The organism is Vibrio genomosp. F6 (genome assembly GCF_005146325.1).
Taxonomy (GTDB): Bacteria; Pseudomonadota; Gammaproteobacteria; order Enterobacterales; family Vibrionaceae; genus Vibrio; species Vibrio cortegadensis.
Window position 1 is genome coordinate 29640 of the sequence record NZ_SYUT01000018.1, and the last position, 20106, is coordinate 49745.

Sequence of the window (20106 nt, forward strand, 5' to 3'; positions counted from 1 at the left end):
AATGAATCACTTATATGAGCCGCAAGGCGATCGTGAAATAACGAATATCTTGAGCCCACACGATGTGGGCTATGTAACTGCCTTGGCGCAAGATGTTGCGACAACTGAAAAAAATATAGCCGCTATCGAGAGCGGTTTTTTTAGTGCTCCAAATTCTGGTTGGATGGAAAGTGAGCAAAACAAGCTGCATGCAATGGAGCAAGTTCACTTTCATAGAACGAAAGAATCAGCGGAAACTTGGCAGTTAGTTCAAGACGGGAAACTAACGTTAATCACCCCTGAGTATTTCAAAAAAACTAAGCGCGGAGCGCACGCCGTAGGCGTGGAAACACTAGGCTTGTCAAAGGGCGGCAAAGTCCGACACGGCAAAAAACGTCACTTGGATCGCTTTACTACCCGCTCACGCCGCCTAAAACCGCGCTCAAAAAGCCAAAGTGTTCATGTTGAGTCGCAGCACTATGGAATTGAACAAAACGTGCCACAAGTCGGATGGGTGCGAGATAAAGACCGAAATCGTCTTGATTACATCCCCAAAGGGCAAAGTCGAGCTTACTTGCTTAAGCGAGAGTGGGCTCAACAGGTGAAATTGCAAGTCACTTACCACCCAAGCCCAAGCGATGCGCCGCAATCACCAACGGGTGAGCGTTTCACTGAAAAGTTGAGTTCAAACGCAGTTAAGAAAATCTTTGAGGCGGGGGCGTATGTCGCTACTTGTCATGGCGGTTTTACTACGTTTCTGACCTTAACTTTTACCGAAGAACAGCGAAAGCATTTGTTCGGCGGTGAAGCGCTGACCGATGAGGGTTTAGCGTATTGCCCCATTCAAACCACCATAGGCAAAGAAGTATCTCGTTTTCTAGATGGCCTTAAAAAAATGTATCAGCGCGGCTTTGAATATCAATCATCAGAGGTGGGTGAGCTTTCACTCACAGACAAAGTGGTTGTACAGGGTAATCAAGGGCGACCATTGAAAGCTATCTGGAGAACGAAAGACGAAAACAAGCAGATTCGAACGCATACCCAAGAGCTACACGGAGCAACGAAAAAGCCTTTCGACTTTCATTATGTTTGGGTTGCTGAATGCCCAGCGAATGAAAACGGTGAGCCGAATCCACACGTTCATATTCTATTGAATTACCACGTACCAAAAGAACACTTTCAAGGGTGGGCAAAACGTGTTGAACGACTTTGGGGTCATGGCATGGCAAATCTTCAACGCATTCAGCACAAAGACGCGGCGGCGGGTTACCTGATCAAGGCGATCGGTTATGCCGCGAAAGGTAGCAACGCTGACCAAGGTTTAATTAAAGGTAATCGCTATAACATCGCCCGTTGTAGTCGCGCCCCTGAGTGGGAGGCTCTAGCGAGTTTCGATGTTTCTAACATGACGGGAATTATCAAAGAGTGCGGGTATCGATTAGAGCAATGGAAAGCACCGATCAAGCGGGATATTGCTCGAAAGCAACTCAAATTAAATGAGGCTAAAAAGGCCGCAGATATAAATAAGAAGCAACGCAAGTTTGATGCAGTTGGCAAGCTCAATAGGTTAATGAAAAAACTCGGTAGCGAAGTTAGAGAAGAGAAAGAACGCTTGAGCAGTCGCGGCGTATTTGCCAGTTCGGACAATCAATTTTCTATCAGTTTTGAGGGGGAGACTTGCGAGGAAAAGGCCAATCAATTTTTAGAGTGGGCGGCAGGTGCTCGCGGTTGGAGTATGACGACAGAGGATGCGTACCTAGACGATATACGCCTTGAAGCAAAAGACCGCTACCGCCAAGCCTTTCAACGTTGGCAAGTCAATCAGGCCAATTGGTTAAGCCTACTAAATCAGGATTTGCCACCAATACCACCTTACGAAATTCAACAAGAGCTACTCGGTCAGGCCATGAACGAAGTAGAGCAATATTATCAACAACAGGTAATCCAATGACGGAAAAAACACTGCAAAGCGAAACAACCCGTTTGCTTAATGAAATGGATTCGGAATCGCAAGCATATAAGCCCCCAATGGGATTTGGTTTTATCAAACCTTGGTTAGTGAAAACTATCTGGCTTTTTAAAGCCTTTAATCAACGTCTAGACGCATTAGAAAAGGAAAACGGCTAATGGAAAATGAAACCCAAATATTAGGTTATGTGCAATGCCGAACTTGCTCACAACCGAAAGCGATTAAGCAAGGCAAAGGAAAACGAGCGGCGTTTGTTCATGGCCGTTGTGAGTGTGGGCCTGATACGCGAACGGGCAAAGCGGCTCAAGCCGAAATGAAAGCGTTTAAATCCTTGGAAGAAGTTCAGGCAGATATTGAAGCAATCAATAACCCTGTTGTGGAAGCACAACCAGTGGCAATTGAACCGGAAAAAGAAACGGAATCTAAACCAAAAAATGAGACTGAGCCAAAGCCAATAACAACCGTTAAATGCGTTGGTATTGGTGCGGTACTTGGCTTGTTCTTCGGTGGTGTAATCAAAACAATCAAAGTGGTGGCGTAAATGGAACAAACAGAACAACTAGACCAAATCGAAATTGAAGAACTAGAGCAGCATGACGAAAGTGAAGAGCTTGCTTTGTTAGCTGAACTTGGCGAAGAAGATTTCGACCCTTCCCAATCCGAACAAAAAACCGATGCTAAACAAGCCGCACTATTGGCAGGCGAAGCAACGGCAAGTGCGGTTCTTGGCGTGACAGAGCAAATGCTAAAACAATTCGGTCACCAAGAATTTGCTTTTGATGCTGAACAAGCTCAAAGCGTTGCAAGTGCAGCCGCGCCGTTGTTCGTTAAATATGGTGGTGAACTTCCACCGTGGTTGGCTCATTACAAAGAAGAACTGTCATTTGTGATCGCAGCTGGTGCACTCGGTTTTACTTCGTTTAACCAAATCCGAACCCTTAAAGCGATTGATGAAGCGAAAGAGGTAAACCCTCAAGAGACTGAATCAGAGGGAAAAGAGGAAGTGCAATAAATGCAACCAATTAACCCAAATAATGCCCTTAAGAATGGTCACGTGTTTGCGGTTGGTATGAGCGGCAGCGGTAAAACCTCTGCCGCTAAAAAGCTGTTTATCAAATCTACCGACCAAGTAGCCATGTTTGATCCAATGGGCGACTACAGCGGAAAACTAGCAGGGCGAGTGGTGCGCGGTTACTCCAGTATTAAGGAGTTTGCCGCCGCACTGATTGCAGGGCGTAAAACAAAGCAGGGCTTTAAGATTGCGTATCAACCGACTCATGAAACCACATCAAAGGACTTCGATAGGTTTTGTCAGGTCGTTTGGGCTATGGGGAACGGAAAGCATACCAAACCATTAAAAATTATTTGTGAAGAGGTAGCCGAGCACAGTGAAAATGCGGGTAAAGCGGTTGGCTACCATGGGAAAATATTGCGCTTAGGCAGGAAATTTAATCTACACACTATCAACCTGTTTCAACGTGGTCAGGAAGTATCGAAGACCATTATTGATAACTGTCAGCATGCTTGTGTGATGATGCAAAAGACCAAAGCCAGTGCGACCTATTTGGAAAAAATGACCGGAATCTCTGCTGATGCGATCGAGCAACTCGACCCGCTTGAGTATCTACTTCAAGACGGGAAAGCATTCAAAAAGGGCGTTATCCGGTGGTAGTTTGTGATTCAAGTCTCATTTAAACCAAACCTAAACCAAATAAGTATTAGGAATCCAAACCAAATCATTTGTTTAAGTAAAGGCCGTCCAATGTTGGGCGGTCTTTTTTATAGGAAAACAAATGGCAGGTTTTACACCAAAAAAATTAGCAGTCATTGCTGTGCTAGCAGGCATTGTGGCAGCGGGTGTTGTTTGGGCTTCAAACAACGTTGATGCTGTTGAAGACCAAATCGGTTAAGGGAGTTAGTTATTATGTCTACTCCAACCAAACTGAACTCTTTTACGGGTACGGGCTACGGTGAGAAAGCTACGTTAACCATTCCGATTGGTCCTACGTACGATGAGATTTTTCTCGAAACCAATCTAAGTGCGGCTCAACTTCGACGCGTAACCATCAGCTTGAATGCGGATGAAATTATCGTTCTTGATGGTGAGCTGATTAAAAAGATTGAAGCGTACAAAGGTCTTGCTCAAACGGATGGTTTTTTCACTATTCCATTAGCTGATATTTCTGCAAAAACTAAGAACGGGGTTCGTTACACGGGTCTTGTGACTGAAGCAGGTGACAATATCACTCTGGAAGTTGAGATTGCAGATTCTGCTCAAGACAACGCGCCTGCTATCAAGCTTCAAGCGTGGGCAACAGTGTCAGCGCGTCAGCCTGCTCGTGTTGTTATCCCACAAATCAAAAAGCAGACGATGCAAGCAAGCTCAACAGAAAATGAGTTTCTTGATCTCGTTTCTGGCCCTCTTCATTTAGTGCGCCGCATGCACTTCATGAGTGATCAAATCCACTCTCTACAAATCTATCGTGATTTCGTGAAAGTGCATGATTCAAGCCGTGCGCTTGAAGATATGCGCGCCAAACGAAACCGCCGTTTTTGGCAGTCGGGTTGTTACCACTTTGACCCAATCATGCGCGGCTTTTATATCGATGAGCTGTTTCCTACGGCGCACGGTTCAGAGCTGAAATTCACCGTGAAAACTCATAAGCCTGTTGGCTCAATTCCAATCATTGTTGAGTCGGTGCTCGTTGTTCGCCCTGACTTAGTGTAGGGGGTGACTATTGGCTTTTTGGGATGACTTAACGGACTTCGGTTCTGATCTGCTTGATGACGTTGGCGAGGGGATGGGCAACTTGATTGATGTCGCGACCAAAGACGATTCATCGAAAAATGCAGGCACAACGCAACAGCCACAACAAACAGTGAAAGATAACCACGGCAACGCGGTTACGGGTTCCTCTCAGCAGAGTAACGACAAAACCCTTTTGTATGTGGGCGGTGGTATTGGTGCTGCGGTGCTTTTACTTGGTCTTATCGTGGTTTTGAAAAACTAACAGGGGGAGAGTTATGCCATTAATTGTGGTTCTTCCTCTGTTAGCGGGTGGTCTTGGTTTTGGTGCGGGTTTCTGGTCTGGAAGTGGCGTAACCAAGCTATTAAAAATCAGTGCCATTGGTGGCGGTTGCTATGTGACTTATCGAGTCATTAAGGGGAACAAATGATACCAGGTATCGGTGGTGGCTTGAGTGCAGGCGGTTCTATGCCAATTAGTGCCGGAGGCGGCGCAGCTGGACCAAGTGAAGCAACGGGCACCAATTCAATTGGCGGGATTCGAAATGGAGCGATCAACTTTGGTGGTAGTGCGGGGCAAAAGCTTGCGCAAAACATACCGTTTGTGTTGTTAGCTGTTGGCATTGCGTGGGTGGCGTTTAAGAAATGAATTTTATGTTGATTAGACCCACTCGCGCAGATATTGCCGCTCAATTTTCGCTAATTAAATCCGCGTTCAATGGGGTGTTACAAGCTAAGGCTGAATTTGATTTTTGCTGTGATGCGGTGAAAACAAAACGAGCCAGTTTTTATCACTTGAAAGGGGTAGGCGTTTCGGTTCGCTTTGTGGGCTTCGTCACCAGTGACAATGATTATTTGATTCTAGCAATGACAGGTAAGGGGTTAGTGAAAGCTGCGCCTTGCATCATTGAAGCAGTGGAATCTCAAGGGTATCGCTCAATCAAATATCACACGGTTCGCCGTGGCATGGTGCGAATACTTGAGCGTTTCGGTTTTTCGGTTTCGGGTAAGTCAGGCCGTGAGTCTGTTTTATCCCTTGTTTTGGAGAATGACTAATGGGCGGAGGTGGTAGCAGTTCCAGTAAGAACGTAACCAACACCACGAACACGAGCGGCACCAGTGCCATTAGTGGGGATAACCTTGGTGTCGTTCTCTCTGGCATAAATGGCAACATTGGCAATATCTCTATGACTGATCATGGCTCAGTAAAAGCCGCGTCAGAAATAGCGAAACGGGCAATGGATAGCAATAGTGCCGCAATGGATAAAGCAGCGCGTTTAGGTTCGGATGCACTCCGAGCTAATGAACATGCGGTCGATGAGTCGTTTGATTTTGGTCGTGATGCGATCAAGTCAAATGAGAACGTCAGTAAAGAGGCGCTCAAGTTAAACGGCCAAATTGCTTCTGATTCGATTAAGGCAAATAAAGATTCATTAAGAGCGGCATTAGATAACGGTCAGGAATCAATATCTAAGGCATTCGTATTTGGTGAGAAAGCGTTAGAAAACAGCCGCCGAACTAGTGAAAAGGCGTTAGACAATATGCGCTCGAACAGCGCGGATACAACGTCAGCCATTAAGTCTATGGCAGCACAATCGGGAGAAAACGCCCGAGCTGCTTTGGTCATGGCAGAAAACACCGCATCACGCAGTCAAACGGGTAGCTCTGGTGATATCAGTAAGGTGGCAATTGCTGTTGCCATTTCTTTTGCTATCGCAGGCGTTGCTCTTGCGTTCAAGGGGGACTAGATGAAAGCGATAACTTTAGAACCTAGTGTAGTAAAGCGTTTTGGTGTCGGTTCAGCTCGTTTACTGATCGTCCGTGAAGCTCAGGAATATTTGTATGTCCGAAGCGATAACGGAGAAAAAATCCGTGTAGATGCAGGCGATACGTTAGACGTTTCAAGCTTTAAAGAGCTTGAGATATCTAACCCACACGCCGCACCTATTCGTGTTGTGTATCAGCTTACTAAGCAGAACCTGAAAACAACGCCGCCTGCTAACGTGAAATTTGCTGAATCTATGGCTATCAGTGAAGTGCGCTCGGTTGTCACGACCCGACAAGAGATTGCACAACGCTTTATTAGTCGCGACCACATTCTCATTCAGCCAAACAACAAGGTTCGTTTAGTTAATGCTTCGGTTACACGACTAGAAGCGATTATTCAGAACATCAGTGATGCAGAAGTCGAGGCTATGCTCGGTGACTCGCATGTTTCTGCTGTAGTGGGTTTACCCGTTTTAGGTGATCGCACAGCACCTGCAGGAATCACACTGACGGGAGGCGGTGAACTGTGGGCGTATAACAACAGCAATACACCTTTAAAACTGGCAATGATGGAGGTTCACCGATGAGCCACTTCATGCCGCGCCGAGCGGTCGTGAAATACGACCCGCTCACCGAACACTTAAAGAACCTAGAACCTGATCAGGTAGACGCGTTAGAAATGATGCGCGGCGTATACAGCAATCAGGTATCACTAAGCTCGGCGGTAGTCTCATTACAACGCCACGCTTTCAATTCAGATAATGACGTTCACGAACTGGCCGACAGTGTTGCAGCGAATACGTTGCCACGCCTGCAGAACGTAGCAGAAGAAATGGAGAAAGAACTCAATGAGTGATTTTACGGCAATCGGGCAACTGGTGACCGAAGCCCGAAACCTACTAGATAGCATCAAGGGTGGTGCTATTCGAACCATGCAAACGCAGTTTGATGCACTTAAAGCTAGCATCCAACAAACATTTGATTCGAAGCTAGCGGGTTTTGATGCACAGGTAGCTACAGCAACAAAACCTACTGCTGATTTAACGGCGAAATTCATGCTTTCTAAGAACGTTAGAGCATTGGATTTGATTACCAATTCAGACGTTCCTAGTGGGTGGGCTTTTCGTAGTCAGGCGAATGTTGAAGAGCAACTTTTGATTAAGGGGACTAAAAACAGACCTGCTCTTCAAAACTCGATGCTTGCAGAGTTACAAAGTGGTGTTAGAGAAGCGTATCCCGCTTTTAATGCCTCAGTGAGTAACTATATTGCAGCCCCTATTCGTGCGATACGAGTGACTTGGGATTTTTCAGAACAGGCTGAATTTACTCGTGAACACATCATCATTCCACTTGATAAAACATCAGGTTCACCTCTGTATCGTAATCAGACGGTGACTCACGCTGCTTTTGTGAAATGCATTAGTGGGCAGGTATCACTTCAAAACAACGCAATTAAAACCGTTGGTACTAAATGGACATGGTTACGCCAAATCCATAGCAAGTCAGCTCGTTTTGGCGATTACATTCATCCTTGTCTTATCGCACAAACGCCAGTAGGTGAAGCGTGGGTTTTATTAGCGGGTCATGCGGCTGGAAACATCACAGACCCTAACGATTGGATGGGATTACCGGAGCTTTAATCATGGAAAAATTAATTACATTTGAAGAGTTGCATCCTATTTGCCAATGGCAAGTAATTCGAGAGCAGCGTCAACCGCTACTTGTAGAAGCGGATCACCTTGTAGAAACAGCATTAGATCAAGGCGTCAGTGATGCACCGTTTCGCCAGTACCGTCAAGAGCTTCGCGATATTTCTAAAACGTACAGCAACGCAAAGGATGTGGTATGGCCTCAAAAACCATCATTGCCGCAAGCGTCTGCATAATTGGGGGGCTAGCCTACATGACATATAGAAAAACTCTGCCGCGTGGTGTGCGTAACAACAACCCGCTAAATATTCGTGAGTCCAAAGGTGATCGCACTCAATGGAATGGTGAGCATCTACTCGACCTTGATAAAAGCTTCGAAGAGTTCAAGCATCCGGTTTATGGCTTTCGAGCGGGGGCGCGTGTTCTTCGTAGCTACTCACGACAAGGCTTTCAAACCTTGAGCGAAATAATCAACCGTTTTGCTCCGTCAGTGGAGAACGACACCGAGCTATACATCAAACACGTTAGCGAGTGGACGGGCATCGGTCGTAATCAGGTTGTCGATGTGAACAACAACGAACAACTAGCAAAGCTATTACATGCAATGAGTCGTAAAGAGGTCGGGAGCTATTACGGTTTAAGCATGGCGCGTGAAGGAGTTGCTATGGCATGACCAAAGAAGACTACAAGAAAATAGCTATTACCGTAGTAGGTGGCGTTCTCGCCGCCTACACCATCAAGTATTTACGACAGAGCAAACTATTATGAAAAGCTTACTAGAAAAAATCGGTATTGACCTTGACCAACCATCTACTAAAAAGGGTTTAGCGTTACTTGGCGCGGGAGCTGCTTTGGTATCTGGTCACCCTGAACTTATCACCGCTAGCGTATCGGCAGACGGTGTTCAATTCGGTGGCATTATTGGCGCAAGTGCTCCAATAGTATTTGGCCTATGGGAAACCTTACGCAATGAGTTTAAGTAATTATGGTTGAAATATTACAGTACCTAACATCTATGGGATTACCCCCATCAATGCTTGTTATCATTACGATCTTCTGGAGGCACAATAATCGCCTCATTCGACTGGAGACTAAGATTTTTTAATGGAAAGCTCACATATGTAGTTGAAATGATTGAAATGAAACTTATTTAATTAGACTATGTGCATATACATGTAATGAGTGATTTTATAAGAGGCTTTTTGATGGATGTCACTAAACTAGAAGTGGAAAAGCTAAATGGTATATTTAACTATGATATATCATTTAGTGATAATAAGTTAATTCTTGTGGGTGAAAATGGTACAGGAAAGAGTACCATTTTATCTATTCTTAACTTTATATTAACGTGTCAATGGCATAAATTAGAAGAAATTAAATTCAAGTCAATAAAGATATCATTTACAGATCATTATTTTGAGTTCACATCTAGACAAGTTAAAGAGTTTTGTTTATTTGAAAGTAATCCTAAATCTCGAACAGAGCACTTTGTTCAACGAGCTCTGCGCCAGTTAGATATTAATCTTGAAGACGCATATTCAGAAAAAATGAGTGTCGGAGAGTTAGCTGATTACATTTCTGATAATACACCAATTAAAATAAGCCCTTTAGGTGTAAAAAAAGCACTTAGTAATATGTTTGATAATTACAGTGTTAGTTCTAATAATGTAATAACAGATCTAAATAAATTTATAAGAAAAAACTTTGGATTTCCTATAATATATCTTCCAACCTATAGGAGAATTGAGAGAGAACTCAACTCGATACTTCCTAATTTAGATGAGTATGGTAATAAAGAGAAGGTATATCATAGATATTATAATAAAAGTCCTAAACAAAGCGGTCAGATTGAGCTTGCTGAGTTTGGGATGTCAGATGTTAAAAAAATAATTGGTAACGAATTAGAAAGGTTAGAGCAGTCTTTCCGTAATGGTATGAAGCAGTTGATGGCTGATTATCTACAAGATATATTGCTGCACAACCATGCTGATGTTAGTTCTGATGTCTTAGATGATATCGATACTGAGTTGTTAGAGAAATTATTATTGAGAATTGATTCCGACACTCTATCTGAAGAAATTAAGTTTTCGATAAAAAATAATATATTAGATATAGGTAAGGATGAACGACAACAGTTAACTGATTCTGAAAAAGTAATCCTTTATTTTATTACTAAGCTAATGTGGTTCCATGATGAGCAAACTAGAGCTGAGAAAAAGATTGAATCATTTATTGGGATATGTAATAAATATTTAGTTAGAAAGAAAATAACATTCAATAGTTTTGATTTTGAAGTTAAAATTAATCATGTTGATAACGATAATATTATTATATCTAAGAATGAAATACCATTTGATAGTCTTTCTTCTGGAGAGAAACAGATAGTATCGCTATTTGCTCATTTGATTTTATCTAATCAGAAGGAGTTTATAATAATAATAGATGAGCCAGAGTTATCTTTATCAGTAGATTGGCAAAGAACATTCTTAGAAGATATCAACTACTCTGGAAATTGCTTAGGTATGTTTGCGGTAACTCACTCCCCGTTTGTTTTTGATAACTCACTAGATCTTTACGCTCGTTCTGTTAATGAATTTATGGAGATTGCGTAACAGTGGATTTATTAGAAAAGCTCCGTGGATTGAAGCGTGGAAATGAGATAACACTATTTGAATTTATTAATAGTCTTAATAAAAATGATAAATGTTTGCATGTGTTTTATGAAGGTAAGACTGATAATGGTTTTTATGGGAGTTTAGTTCGTCGATACTTGCCAGAAAATGCAAATTTAAAAACATATGTGTGTGGCAATAAAGAACAAGTGTATAAAGTTAGAGGCAGGCTAAAAGCTCGAGATTATATATCAGATGCGTTGGTTTTCTTGGTTGATAAAGATCTTGATGACTTAATTCCTAAGGATTACCCTGATTATGACGATGTGCATACAACAGAGTTTTACTCGATAGAAAATTATATTGTATGTGATAAGCTTTTTAACCAGTCTTGTTCTGAATCGTGGAAAATTGACTGTGGAGATAAGCAGTTAGAGCTTATTACAGAACGTTTTATCTCACAAAGTCATATTTTTGTTGAGCGACTAAAATCAATAATGGCTTGGGCAATCTGTTGTAGAAGGCTATCAGTTCGACCTGTTTTGGCTAATATAAAAATGAAAGATATTTTTGAACTTGATGAAAACCTAAAGTTAGTGTCATTATTTGCTAATAATGAAGAGCTATTTGAATATCTAAGTTCTAAAAGTAAATCTGAAGTTTATATATTTCCTGACTATATTCAGGAAGTTGTAAGTGAGATCTCGAGTTTGGATGCTAGGTGCTATATTCGAGGGAAATATCATCTATGGTTTTTTGTTGAATTTATGAGTCAATCTAAGAAAGTTTTAGAGAAGGCTAATGGTGGTAAAATTAAAGTGCATATTGATATTAATAGTGCATCGGCCTTGGATTATGTAGGACCAAGAATGAAAACGCCACCATCTTTAGAGGCATTCTTCTTGAATCATATAGAACAATTGAGTCCTGCTGCTTAGCATAATAAGTTGTGATAAAGGGCTTTGTTTATAAAGCCCTTTATATTTATTTATCTTTTAGATGCAAGTTTCTCGGATAAAGTTGTGTATAAACCTGCCACAAAATGTTCAGGTTCCTATGCCCAGTAACTTGAGCGACCTCTTCAATTGAGTACCCTTTTTCAAACAAGCGGCTTGCTCCCTCTCTTCGCAAATCGTGATACCTTAAATCCTCAATGCCTAACTCGTTTCTCACTCTTTGAAAGCCTGCGCTCACACTTCGTGAGTTGTACGGGAAAATAAACTCGCCTTTGTTTGGTTGTTTGAGTGCAATCTCAAATGACTCACCAAGCAACGGAACAATCATGTGATTCCCTTCTTTCTTCCTTGGGTCTTTTCTGTCTCTGACGAGTATCGTCTTATGCTCTTGGTTGAGATCTTCCCAACGCAGTTTGCAGACTTCACCAATTCGCATACAAGTGAGAATGCTGAACTCTAGAATATCTGTGAATGGGATTCGAGTTGTGCCGTTTGGCCGGAAAGATTCACGCTGTTCTAATCCAAGCTTTAAGAGTTTAAGTTCTTCAGAAGTTGGGCGGCGCGTTCGCTTCTGGCTTTTACCGACTAATCCCATATCAATAAGAACAGGTACAGCTTCATCAAATATCTGGTGGTTAGAATCTACGTTGAATACAGGTTTCGATTTCTTCATAACAGAACGTAGGTAAGCGATATCATGATAAATCGTTGCGGGTTTGGCTCCTGCGCCTCTTCTATTTTTACAGTGCTCGATTAAGTCGCTAGTTCGTAGCTGATTACTCTCAACTTGGGCGATGTCGCAATCCCTAATCATTTTGATAACGTAGCGTTTTGTTCGGCCTGTATTGTCCCAGAGATCTCTTTCTGTCATGAACAAATCGAGGAGTACCGAAAGGGGGACTGTTTTTGGCTGATTGAGTACCCCTTGAGCTTCTAGTTCAGCTACCCTCTTTTTACCAAAAGCTTTAGCGAGTGCTTTCTTTTTTAGAGTTTTGCTTTCCCTGTGTATAATGCGCGAATTCTTTTTAACGATGATTGTTACCTTGAACCTTGGTTCACCGCTTTTTAGCTTTCTGGTCTCGATGGTATAACTTGCCATTGTCCAACTCCTAAAGGGGTACTTGAGGGGTACTACAGGAAGTAATTCCGTTTAATTCTAGGTAATTAACTGTATGTTTGTACAGTATTAATTGAGACTGAATCATGACAAACACTAATAAAACCAGTAAATACGCTAGTAACCGACTTTCTGTTGCACCCATGCTCGATTGGACTGACCGCCATTGCCGTTACTTTCACCGCTTATTATCACAACAAACATTACTCTACACAGAAATGGTAACGACTGGCGCGATTATCCATGGTAAAGGTGATTTTCTAGCATACAGCGAACAAGAGCATCCAATCGCGTTACAGCTAGGTGGTTCAAATGCGACAGATTTGGCCACTTGTGCGAAATTAGCTCAAGAACGCGGCTATGATGAAGTTAACTTAAACGTTGGTTGTCCTTCAGACCGAGTACAAAATGGACGTTTTGGCGCATGTTTGATGGCAGAGCCTCAGCTAGTGGCTGACTGCGTCGCGGCAATGAAGGATGTGGTTGATATTCCTGTAACGGTGAAGACTCGAATTGGTATTGATGACCATGACTCATATGAGTTTTTAACGGATTTCATCTCGACTGTCTCAGAGAAGGGTGGCTGTGAACAATTTACGATTCATGCGAGAAAAGCGTGGCTGAGTGGATTGAGCCCAAAAGAGAACCGTGAGATCCCACCTCTTGATTACGAACGTGCCTATCAACTAAAAAGAGATTTCCCGCATTTGGTACTTGCCCTTAATGGTGGAATTAAGACGTTAGAAGAATCGAAAGAGCATTTACAGCATTTAGATGGTGTCATGATTGGGCGAGAAGCGTATCAAAGCCCTTATATTTTGGCGGAAGTAGATCAGCAGATCTTTGGTTTAGATCAACCTGTGAAAAAGCGAACTCAGGTTGTAGAAGAAATGCTCCCATATATTGAAAAAGAGTTGGCCGCAGGTGCTAGCCTTGGCCATATTACTCGTCATATGTTGGGGCTATTCCAAAGTATGCCGGGAGCAAGACAGTGGCGCCGCTATATCAGTGAAAACGCACATAAAAAAGGTTCTGGAATTGAGGTTGTAGAAGCCGCTCTTGCCAAAATACCTAAAGAGCTCAATGTGTAGATGCAGAGTGAACTGTAATTGTGTAATTTTTACCAACTAACATGGTGAATTTGACCACTTTTTATTTTAAAAGCCAGAGTGATTGTTACTCTGGCTTTTATCTATCTGATATATAAGTCTTTTATTAAAATATCAATCTTGGTATGAATACTGCTCTAGTTAACTCATAAACCATGAGGAACTGACTATGTTTGAACTAATTTTTATTTTGGTATTTATATCGACACTTCTAGTGACTGGGCTCACCATGATGACAGTCTTTGCTGCAACTGCGGTCGCTTTTGTTGTGATGACATTATTGGGGATGATAGGGGTTGTCTTTAAATTACTTCCTTGGCTTATTGTTATTGTCCTTGGGGTGTGGTTTTTCAAAAATTATGTCTATAGTTCACGTTAAATTTGGGTGAGGTTTCCGGTTAAGGCATTTTCTGTCTAAAGGTTATGTTATTATTCATCGCTTAAGACTGATATAACCACATAGCGAAAAGATTGGGAGCTATACCGGATGAATAAATCAACCTTTACTATATTAACTGGCTTAACCTTGGCTTTGGGAAGTGCATCGGCTCTTGCTGATGATGCTTTTTACTCAGCTAAAGTCGGTGCTGACATGTGGTGGGGAAATACAGAAGCGAATGAAGTGACAAGAGATGATTCAACGTCGGCTTCTCTTTACTTTGCTTTTGAACATAAATTGCCAATGATTCCCAATGCAAGTATTCGCTATACAACGATAGATGCAGATTATGTGGCATTTGATAAATATGACTACACCTTGTATTACAGTTTGATGGAGCATGACTTATTACACTTTGATGCGGGTATGACATTTACACAGTATTCGAACAGTCATTATGTCAATGGCGCACCTGCTGCCAATACCGAAAAATTCGATGAATTTACGTGGAGTTGGTATGCCCAAGGTGAAATCAACGTTCCTAAGACAGAGTTGAGCATTATTGGTCAAATGGAGTTTGGTGATAGCAGTGGCATCAAAAGTGCTGACATTATGGCCGGAGTCCAATATCGAATTCCTCTAGAAGCCGCGGATATCGCGCTCAGAGGTGGCTATCGAGTTATTGACTTAGAATCTGATGTTTTTGCCTCTGATCTGGGTAAGTCGTTTATCTTGGTTGATGGGTGGTTCTTAGGTGGCGCTGTCGAATTTTAATCCTATGGATGACTGATAACACTTACATTTCAAAGAACGTCGCTTTTATGCGGCGTTTTTTATATCTGCCATTTAGATAAATCTTAATTTTTTTAGCACTATTCTCAGTTTGAGCCATTCTTAATAGATGTGTATTGCTCTATTTTGAGAGGAGAGTGCCATGACGGTAACGGAGCTTAGATATCTGTATCGGGATAATAAGTTGGTGGAAGCGATAATCGAACCTTCAGCGGAAGAAGGGACTTGGGTTGTTGAATTTCGTCATGCAAAAGGTGGTTTTGTTTTACTCACGGATTCTCATGGTGAGGAGTGCCATTATGAAAATCTGGATTTAGCGTCGAAATCAGCTATGGCTGTGGGTTTTCAGCAAGTCCGTATTGAGCCTAAATAATAGCTTAACTATCGGCTTCTTAATTCTAAAAGTTATAAAACATGCCTATCTATTCTTTCTTGTTATTAAAAGGAGTGGTTAATCTATCGTCACGCAATGAATAGGGATGTCGTGACTATGTCGTCTAACGAGAACGTATTGTTAAAGGGGCTTTCCACTTTAGCAGCACCATTAAATGATCAACAAATAGGTCAGCTTCAACAAGCTACTTCCAATCTTTCACCACAACAACTTGCATGGGTAAGTGGGTATTTTTGGGGAGTCAGCCAAGACCAATCATCAGAATTTACTTCTAATACTCAACCTCTTGGTGTTGCATCAAAGCCTGAGGGAAAGCTCACTATTATTTATGCGTCTCAAACTGGGAATGCAAAAGGTGTAGCAGAAGCGTTAGCTCAAGAGGCTAAAACGTTTGGTATTACTGCCACTCTTTTTGATGCCAGTGACTATAAAGCTAAGAGTTTAGCGAAAGAGACGCATGTCATCATCGTTGCTTCCACCAACGGTGAAGGTGAGGCTCCGGATAATGCCATTGAGTTGCACGAATATTTACAATCGAAGAAAGCGCCTAAGTTACCGAATTTAAAGTACGGTGTGATTGGTCTAGGAGATTCGAGTTATGAATTTTTCTGCCAAACAGGCAAAGACTTTGATGCTTTTCTTTCAAAACAAGGTGCCACTCCTTTTATTGAACGGATTGACTGCGATGTCGACTATGAAAACGCTGTGCAGCAATGGCGAAAAGAAGCGCTGGATTACGTTAAAGATGCTTTATCCGTTAATGATGCCGACGTCGTACAGTTACCGATTACGCCTGCTGTTTCTCATAATCAGTACACTAAGCAAAACCCGTATACCGCGACACTATTGACGAGTCAAAAAATTACAGGCCGTGATTCTGGTAAAGATGTTCGCCACATTGAAATCGATCTTGAAGACTCTGGCCTGACTTATCAAGCGGGTGATGCTCTTGGTGTTTGGTTTGAAAATAGTGCAGAACTTGTCGATGAAATCCTAAGCCGAGTAGGTTTGTCAGGGGTTGAAAGTATCGAGGTGGATGGAGATAGCTTATCAATCCGCAGTGCTTTAATAGCTAAGTACGAAATTACGTCAGCTAATCCACAATTTGTGACCAAGTACGCTGAGCTTTCTGGAAGCAAAAAATTGCAGAAGCTGGTGGAAGATAAAGACAAGTTACGCGAGTACGCAGCAAGTACTCAAGTGATCGATGTGTTGAGTGAAAAGAAAACCAAACTATCGGCTGCTCAACTCAGTGATATTTTGCGCCGTTTGACTCCGCGTCTTTATTCCATAGCATCAAGCCAGTCTGAAGTAGAAGAAGAGGTTCATCTTACTGTAGGTGTTGTTGAATATCTCAAAGGTGATGATTCTCGTTTTGGTGGTGCTTCTAGCTTTCTTTCTCACCGATTAGAAGAAGGCGATGAAGTTAAAGTCTTCATCGAAAATAATAATAACTTCAAACTACCTCAAGATGACTCCGCTCCTATCATCATGATTGGGCCTGGTACTGGCATTGCTCCTTTCCGTAGCTTTATTCAAGAAAGAGATAACAGAGAAGCGGAAGGTAAGAATTGGCTTTTCTTTGGAGATCGAACTTTTACGCAAGATTTCTTATATCAGGTGGAATGGCAGAAGTATTTGAAGTCTGGAATATTGACGCAACTCGACGTGGCGTTCAGTCGTGATCAGCATGAAAAAGTGTACGTTCAACATCGTATTCTTGAGCAAGCAGAGCAAGTTTGGCAATGGCTAAGCGATGGGGCTTATCTATATGTATGCGGCGATGCAAACCGAATGGCTAAAGATGTGCATGAAGCTTTAGTTATTGTCGCGCAGCAACAGGGAAGCCTTAGCCGAGAGCAAGCAGAAGAATATGTAAGTGATTTACGCAAAGCAAAACGTTATCAAAGGGATGTGTATTAATGAGTGCGAAGAATGAAACAAGTAACCAGTCAGTCTTAGGTCAAGTTCTTGGGCCACTCGCTGATAACGAGCGCTTGAAGCGAGAGAGTCAGTTCTTACGAGGAACCATTGAGCATGATTTGAAGGATAGAATTACGGGTGGTTTTACGTCCGATAATTTTCAGTTGATCCGCTTTCATGGTATGTACCAGCAAGATGATCGAGATATCCGAGCGGAACGAGCAAAGCAAAAGTTAGAGCCTTTGCATAATGTGATGTTGAGAGCTCGTATGCCAGGAGGGATTATTACTCCGAAGCAGTGGCTCGCTATTGATAAATTTGCAGATGAGCATACATCATATGGAAGCCTACGATTAACAACGCGTCAAACTTTCCAATTTCATGGGGTTTTAAAACCAAACATTAAACTGATGCACCAAACTCTCAACAGCATCGGTATTGATTCAATTGCGACGGCGGGTGATGTAAACCGAAACGTATTGTGCACGACAAACCCGATAGAATCGGAATTACATCAAGAGGCTTATGAGTGGGCGAAAAAAATCAGTGAGCATTTACTCCCGAAAACACGAGCTTATGCTGAAATTTGGTTAGACGGCGAGAAGCTTGAAACAACAGACGAAGAGCCTATTTTAGGCAGCAACTATTTGCCGCGTAAATTTAAGACCACCGTTGTGATCCCGCCACAGAATGATGTGGATGTTCACGCCAATGATCTTAACTTTGTTGCGATTGCCGATGAAGGAAAGCTCGTTGGGTTTAATGTATTAGTTGGTGGTGGGTTAGCGATGACGCATGGTGATACGTCTACCTATCCACGTAAAGCGGATGATTTCGGCTTTATACCTCTAGAGAAAACGTTAGATGTTGCAGCCGCGGTAGTCACCACGCAACGAGATTGGGGAAACCGCTCAAATCGTAAAAATGCAAAGACGAAGTACACATTAGATAGAGTCGGCATTGATGTATTTAAAGCTGAAGTGGAAAAGAGAGCCGATATTCAGTTTGAGCAAAGTCGCGCGTATGAATTTACAGAGCGTGGTGATCGCATCGGTTGGGTAAAAGGTATTGATGAGAAATATCATTTAGCTCTGTTTATTGAAAATGGTCGATTACTGGATTTTCCGGGAAAACCTTTAAAAAGCGGAGTGGCCGAAATAGCGAAGATTCACCAAGGTGATTTCCGCATGACCGCAAATCAAAATCTTATTGTTGCAGGGGTTCCTGTGGAACAAAAAGAGGAGATAGACGCTATCGCTCGTAAGTATGGCCTGATTGATGATGGTACTTCTGAGCAACGTAAAAACTCAATGGCATGCGTCGCATTTCCAACCTGCCCGTTAGCAATGGCTGAAGCTGAACGTTTTCTTCCTCAATTTGTTACTGATGTTGAAGGCATCCTTAAAAAGCATGGATTACCAGAGGATGAAAATATAATTCTTCGCGTCACGGGGTGTCCGAATGGCTGTGGTCGCGCAATGTTGGCCGAAATTGGTCTAGTAGGTAAGGCTCCTAATCGTTATAACTTACACCTTGGTGGTAATAAAGCGGGGACGCGAGTTCCGAAAATGTACAAAGAAAATATCACAGAAGCTCAGATTCTAGAGGAAATCGATCTGCTGGTGGGCCGCTGGGAAAAAGAGAGACATGAGAACGAAGCTTTCGGTGATTTCACCATTCGCAGCGGGATCATAGGCGAAGTGAAAGTGTCTAAGAGGGATTTTTATGATTGATTCTATTGCGCATCCATTAACGTTGGCTGAATTCATTCCTCTGACTAAAGTGGAACAAACATTACGTCTTGGTGAAATTAATGGTGAGTTAGAAAAGTTAACCGCTCAAGAAAGGATCGTATGGGCGCTTGAAAATTTAGATGGTGCTCATATTGTTAGCTCAAGTTTTGGTGTCCAGGCTGCTGTGATGCTTCACCTTGCAACACAGGCTAAGCCGGATATCCCTGTGGTATTAACTGATACGGGTTATTTGTTCCCTGAAACATACCGCTTTATTGATGAGTTAAGTGAAAAGTTAACTCTTAATTTAAATATCTATCGAGCACATGAGAGTCCTAACTGGCAAGAAGCAAAATATGGTCAACTGTGGGATCAAGGTATAGACGGCTTAGAGAAGTATAATAAGTTGAATAAAGTTGAACCTATGCGCCGTGCTTTAGATGAACTGGAAGTTAGCACTTGGTTTTCAGGCTTGAGAAGAGAGCAGTCTAGCTCAAGAGCAAATCTTCCCATCTTGTCTGTTCAAAATGGCGTGTTTAAATTTCTGCCAGTGATTGATTGGACTAATAAAGATGTGCACCACTATTTGCAAGAGAATCAACTTAGCTACCATCCTTTGCGAGATGAGGGGTATTTATCCGTTGGAGATACGCATACATCTAAAAGGTGGGAACCAGGAATGAGTGAGGAAGAGACCCGATTTTTCGGATTAAAAAGAGAATGTGGCCTTCATGACGATAATTCAGAGCAAAATGGCTCTGGCATTTAACTAGCTGTCATATTCACGAGTAAATAAAGTCGGATTTCCGGCTTTATTTATATATGTAGCGCTGCAAGAAAGAACAACTCTGTGGATAACTTGTGTTTTAGTGGGTACAAATAAGTATAAATAACACGTTGAGTGAAAATGAAACGCTTAAGCTCTGTTTTTACATTTTTTATGAAAAAGAGCTTGCCAATGCGATCGTTATCTCTATAATG

Annotated in this window: 27 protein-coding genes; 26 read left to right on the plus strand and 1 reads right to left on the minus strand. The window is 42.2% G+C overall.

Translation table 11 applies throughout. The annotated features are described in order from the left end of the window. Position 1 precedes the first annotated feature (1 nt). The 19 genes from FCV43_RS05570 (at position 2) to FCV43_RS05655 (ending at position 11660) form a co-directional block, all read left to right on the plus strand. Entirely contained in the window at positions 2–1930 is a 1929-nt protein-coding gene (locus tag FCV43_RS05570; protein WP_136994233.1) for a rolling circle replication-associated protein, read from the plus strand. Further along, positions 1927–2106, plus strand: a complete 180-nt coding sequence (locus FCV43_RS05575) for a hypothetical protein (RefSeq protein ID WP_016783612.1) — start codon at positions 1927–1929, stop codon at positions 2104–2106. Before FCV43_RS05570 ends, FCV43_RS05575 begins: the two co-directional genes overlap by 4 nt. After that, entirely contained in the window at positions 2106–2489 is a 384-nt protein-coding gene (locus FCV43_RS05580) for a hypothetical protein (RefSeq protein ID WP_136994234.1), read from the plus strand. The genes FCV43_RS05575 and FCV43_RS05580 overlap by 1 nt, the downstream gene beginning before the upstream one ends. Continuing rightward, complete coding sequence (locus tag FCV43_RS05585; protein ID WP_102313225.1) at positions 2490–2960, plus strand: hypothetical protein; 471 nt, start codon at positions 2490–2492, stop codon at positions 2958–2960. Further along, the gene (locus FCV43_RS05590; RefSeq protein ID WP_136994235.1) at positions 2961–3620 is read left to right on the plus strand and encodes an ATP-binding protein; all 660 of its coding nucleotides are present in this window, start codon (positions 2961–2963) and stop codon (positions 3618–3620) included. 252 nt (positions 3621–3872) lie between these two features. Beyond that, positions 3873–4676 carry a major capsid protein P2 gene (locus FCV43_RS05595; protein ID WP_136994236.1) on the plus strand — a complete coding sequence of 268 codons (804 nt, stop codon included), beginning with the start codon at positions 3873–3875 and terminating at the stop codon, positions 4674–4676. Positions 4677–4686: 10 nt separating this feature from the next. Next, positions 4687–4959, plus strand: a complete 273-nt coding sequence (locus FCV43_RS05600; protein ID WP_136994237.1) for a hypothetical protein — start codon at positions 4687–4689, stop codon at positions 4957–4959. Between the two features lie 13 nt (positions 4960–4972). Then, positions 4973–5125, plus strand: coding sequence for a hypothetical protein (locus FCV43_RS20340; RefSeq protein WP_170961608.1), 153 nt, complete (start codon positions 4973–4975; stop codon positions 5123–5125). Next, positions 5122–5343, plus strand: coding sequence for a hypothetical protein (locus FCV43_RS05605; protein WP_016783620.1), 222 nt, complete (start codon positions 5122–5124; stop codon positions 5341–5343). Before FCV43_RS20340 ends, FCV43_RS05605 begins: the two co-directional genes overlap by 4 nt. Positions 5344–5348: 5 nt before the next feature. After that, complete coding sequence (locus FCV43_RS05610; RefSeq protein WP_136994238.1) at positions 5349–5750, plus strand: hypothetical protein; 402 nt, start codon at positions 5349–5351, stop codon at positions 5748–5750. Continuing rightward, positions 5750–6442, plus strand: a complete 693-nt coding sequence (locus FCV43_RS05615) for a hypothetical protein (RefSeq protein ID WP_136994239.1) — start codon at positions 5750–5752, stop codon at positions 6440–6442. The genes FCV43_RS05610 and FCV43_RS05615 overlap by 1 nt, the downstream gene beginning before the upstream one ends. Further along, entirely contained in the window at positions 6443–7048 is a 606-nt protein-coding gene (locus FCV43_RS05620; protein ID WP_136994240.1) for a hypothetical protein, read from the plus strand. It begins immediately after the preceding gene. After that, positions 7045–7317: a hypothetical protein gene (locus tag FCV43_RS05625; protein ID WP_136994241.1), complete on the plus strand. Its 273-nt coding sequence runs from the start codon at positions 7045–7047 to the stop codon at positions 7315–7317. The genes FCV43_RS05620 and FCV43_RS05625 overlap by 4 nt, the downstream gene beginning before the upstream one ends. Beyond that, positions 7310–8101, plus strand: a complete 792-nt coding sequence (locus tag FCV43_RS05630; RefSeq protein ID WP_136994242.1) for a hypothetical protein — start codon at positions 7310–7312, stop codon at positions 8099–8101. The genes FCV43_RS05625 and FCV43_RS05630 overlap by 8 nt, the downstream gene beginning before the upstream one ends. 2 nt (positions 8102–8103) lie before the next feature. Next, the gene (locus FCV43_RS05635) at positions 8104–8346 is read left to right on the plus strand and encodes a phage tail assembly chaperone (RefSeq protein ID WP_017105726.1); all 243 of its coding nucleotides are present in this window, start codon (positions 8104–8106) and stop codon (positions 8344–8346) included. 17 nt (positions 8347–8363) lie between these two features. Beyond that, on the plus strand, positions 8364–8783 hold the full coding sequence (locus FCV43_RS05640; protein ID WP_136994250.1) for a virion protein: 420 nt from the start codon (positions 8364–8366) through the stop codon (positions 8781–8783). Positions 8784–8874: 91 nt separating this feature from the next. Next, positions 8875–9093 carry a hypothetical protein gene (locus tag FCV43_RS05645; RefSeq protein WP_016783629.1) on the plus strand — a complete coding sequence of 73 codons (219 nt, stop codon included), beginning with the start codon at positions 8875–8877 and terminating at the stop codon, positions 9091–9093. Between the two features lie 222 nt (positions 9094–9315). Next, positions 9316–10722, plus strand: a complete 1407-nt coding sequence (locus FCV43_RS05650) for an AAA family ATPase (protein WP_170961609.1) — start codon at positions 9316–9318, stop codon at positions 10720–10722. 2 nt (positions 10723–10724) lie between these two features. Next, entirely contained in the window at positions 10725–11660 is a 936-nt protein-coding gene (locus FCV43_RS05655; protein ID WP_170961610.1) for a DUF4435 domain-containing protein, read from the plus strand. 46 nt (positions 11661–11706) lie between these two features. Here the strand turns inward: FCV43_RS05655 and FCV43_RS05660 are convergent, their stop codons facing one another. Then, entirely contained in the window at positions 11707–12777 is a 1071-nt protein-coding gene (locus FCV43_RS05660) for a site-specific integrase (RefSeq protein WP_136994245.1), read from the minus strand. A 104-nt stretch (positions 12778–12881) separates the two neighbouring features. On the opposite strand from FCV43_RS05660, the gene dusA reads away from it, so the two are divergent. The 7 genes from dusA (at position 12882) to FCV43_RS05695 (ending at position 19894) form a co-directional block, all read left to right on the plus strand. Then, on the plus strand, positions 12882–13886 hold the full coding sequence (gene dusA / locus FCV43_RS05665; protein WP_136994246.1) for a tRNA dihydrouridine(20/20a) synthase DusA: 1005 nt from the start codon (positions 12882–12884) through the stop codon (positions 13884–13886). Between the two features lie 187 nt (positions 13887–14073). Further along, positions 14074–14283, plus strand: coding sequence for an envelope stress response protein PspG (pspG, locus tag FCV43_RS05670; protein WP_113796853.1), 210 nt, complete (start codon positions 14074–14076; stop codon positions 14281–14283). Between the two features lie 108 nt (positions 14284–14391). After that, a complete protein-coding gene (locus tag FCV43_RS05675) occupies positions 14392–15057 on the plus strand; it encodes a TIGR04219 family outer membrane beta-barrel protein (protein WP_017051402.1) in 666 nt (221 codons plus the stop codon). A 160-nt stretch (positions 15058–15217) separates the two neighbouring features. Beyond that, positions 15218–15448 carry a hypothetical protein gene (locus FCV43_RS05680; protein WP_113796855.1) on the plus strand — a complete coding sequence of 77 codons (231 nt, stop codon included), beginning with the start codon at positions 15218–15220 and terminating at the stop codon, positions 15446–15448. A 117-nt stretch (positions 15449–15565) separates the two neighbouring features. Then, positions 15566–17392, plus strand: coding sequence for an assimilatory sulfite reductase (NADPH) flavoprotein subunit (locus FCV43_RS05685; RefSeq protein ID WP_136994247.1), 1827 nt, complete (start codon positions 15566–15568; stop codon positions 17390–17392). Continuing rightward, complete coding sequence (cysI, locus tag FCV43_RS05690; protein WP_136994248.1) at positions 17392–19125, plus strand: assimilatory sulfite reductase (NADPH) hemoprotein subunit; 1734 nt, start codon at positions 17392–17394, stop codon at positions 19123–19125. The genes FCV43_RS05685 and cysI overlap by 1 nt, the downstream gene beginning before the upstream one ends. Beyond that, positions 19118–19894 (plus strand): phosphoadenylyl-sulfate reductase, encoded by a 777-nt coding sequence (locus FCV43_RS05695; RefSeq protein WP_136994249.1) that lies wholly within the window; start codon positions 19118–19120, stop codon positions 19892–19894. The genes cysI and FCV43_RS05695 overlap by 8 nt, the downstream gene beginning before the upstream one ends. Positions 19895–20106: the final 212 nt, after the last annotated feature.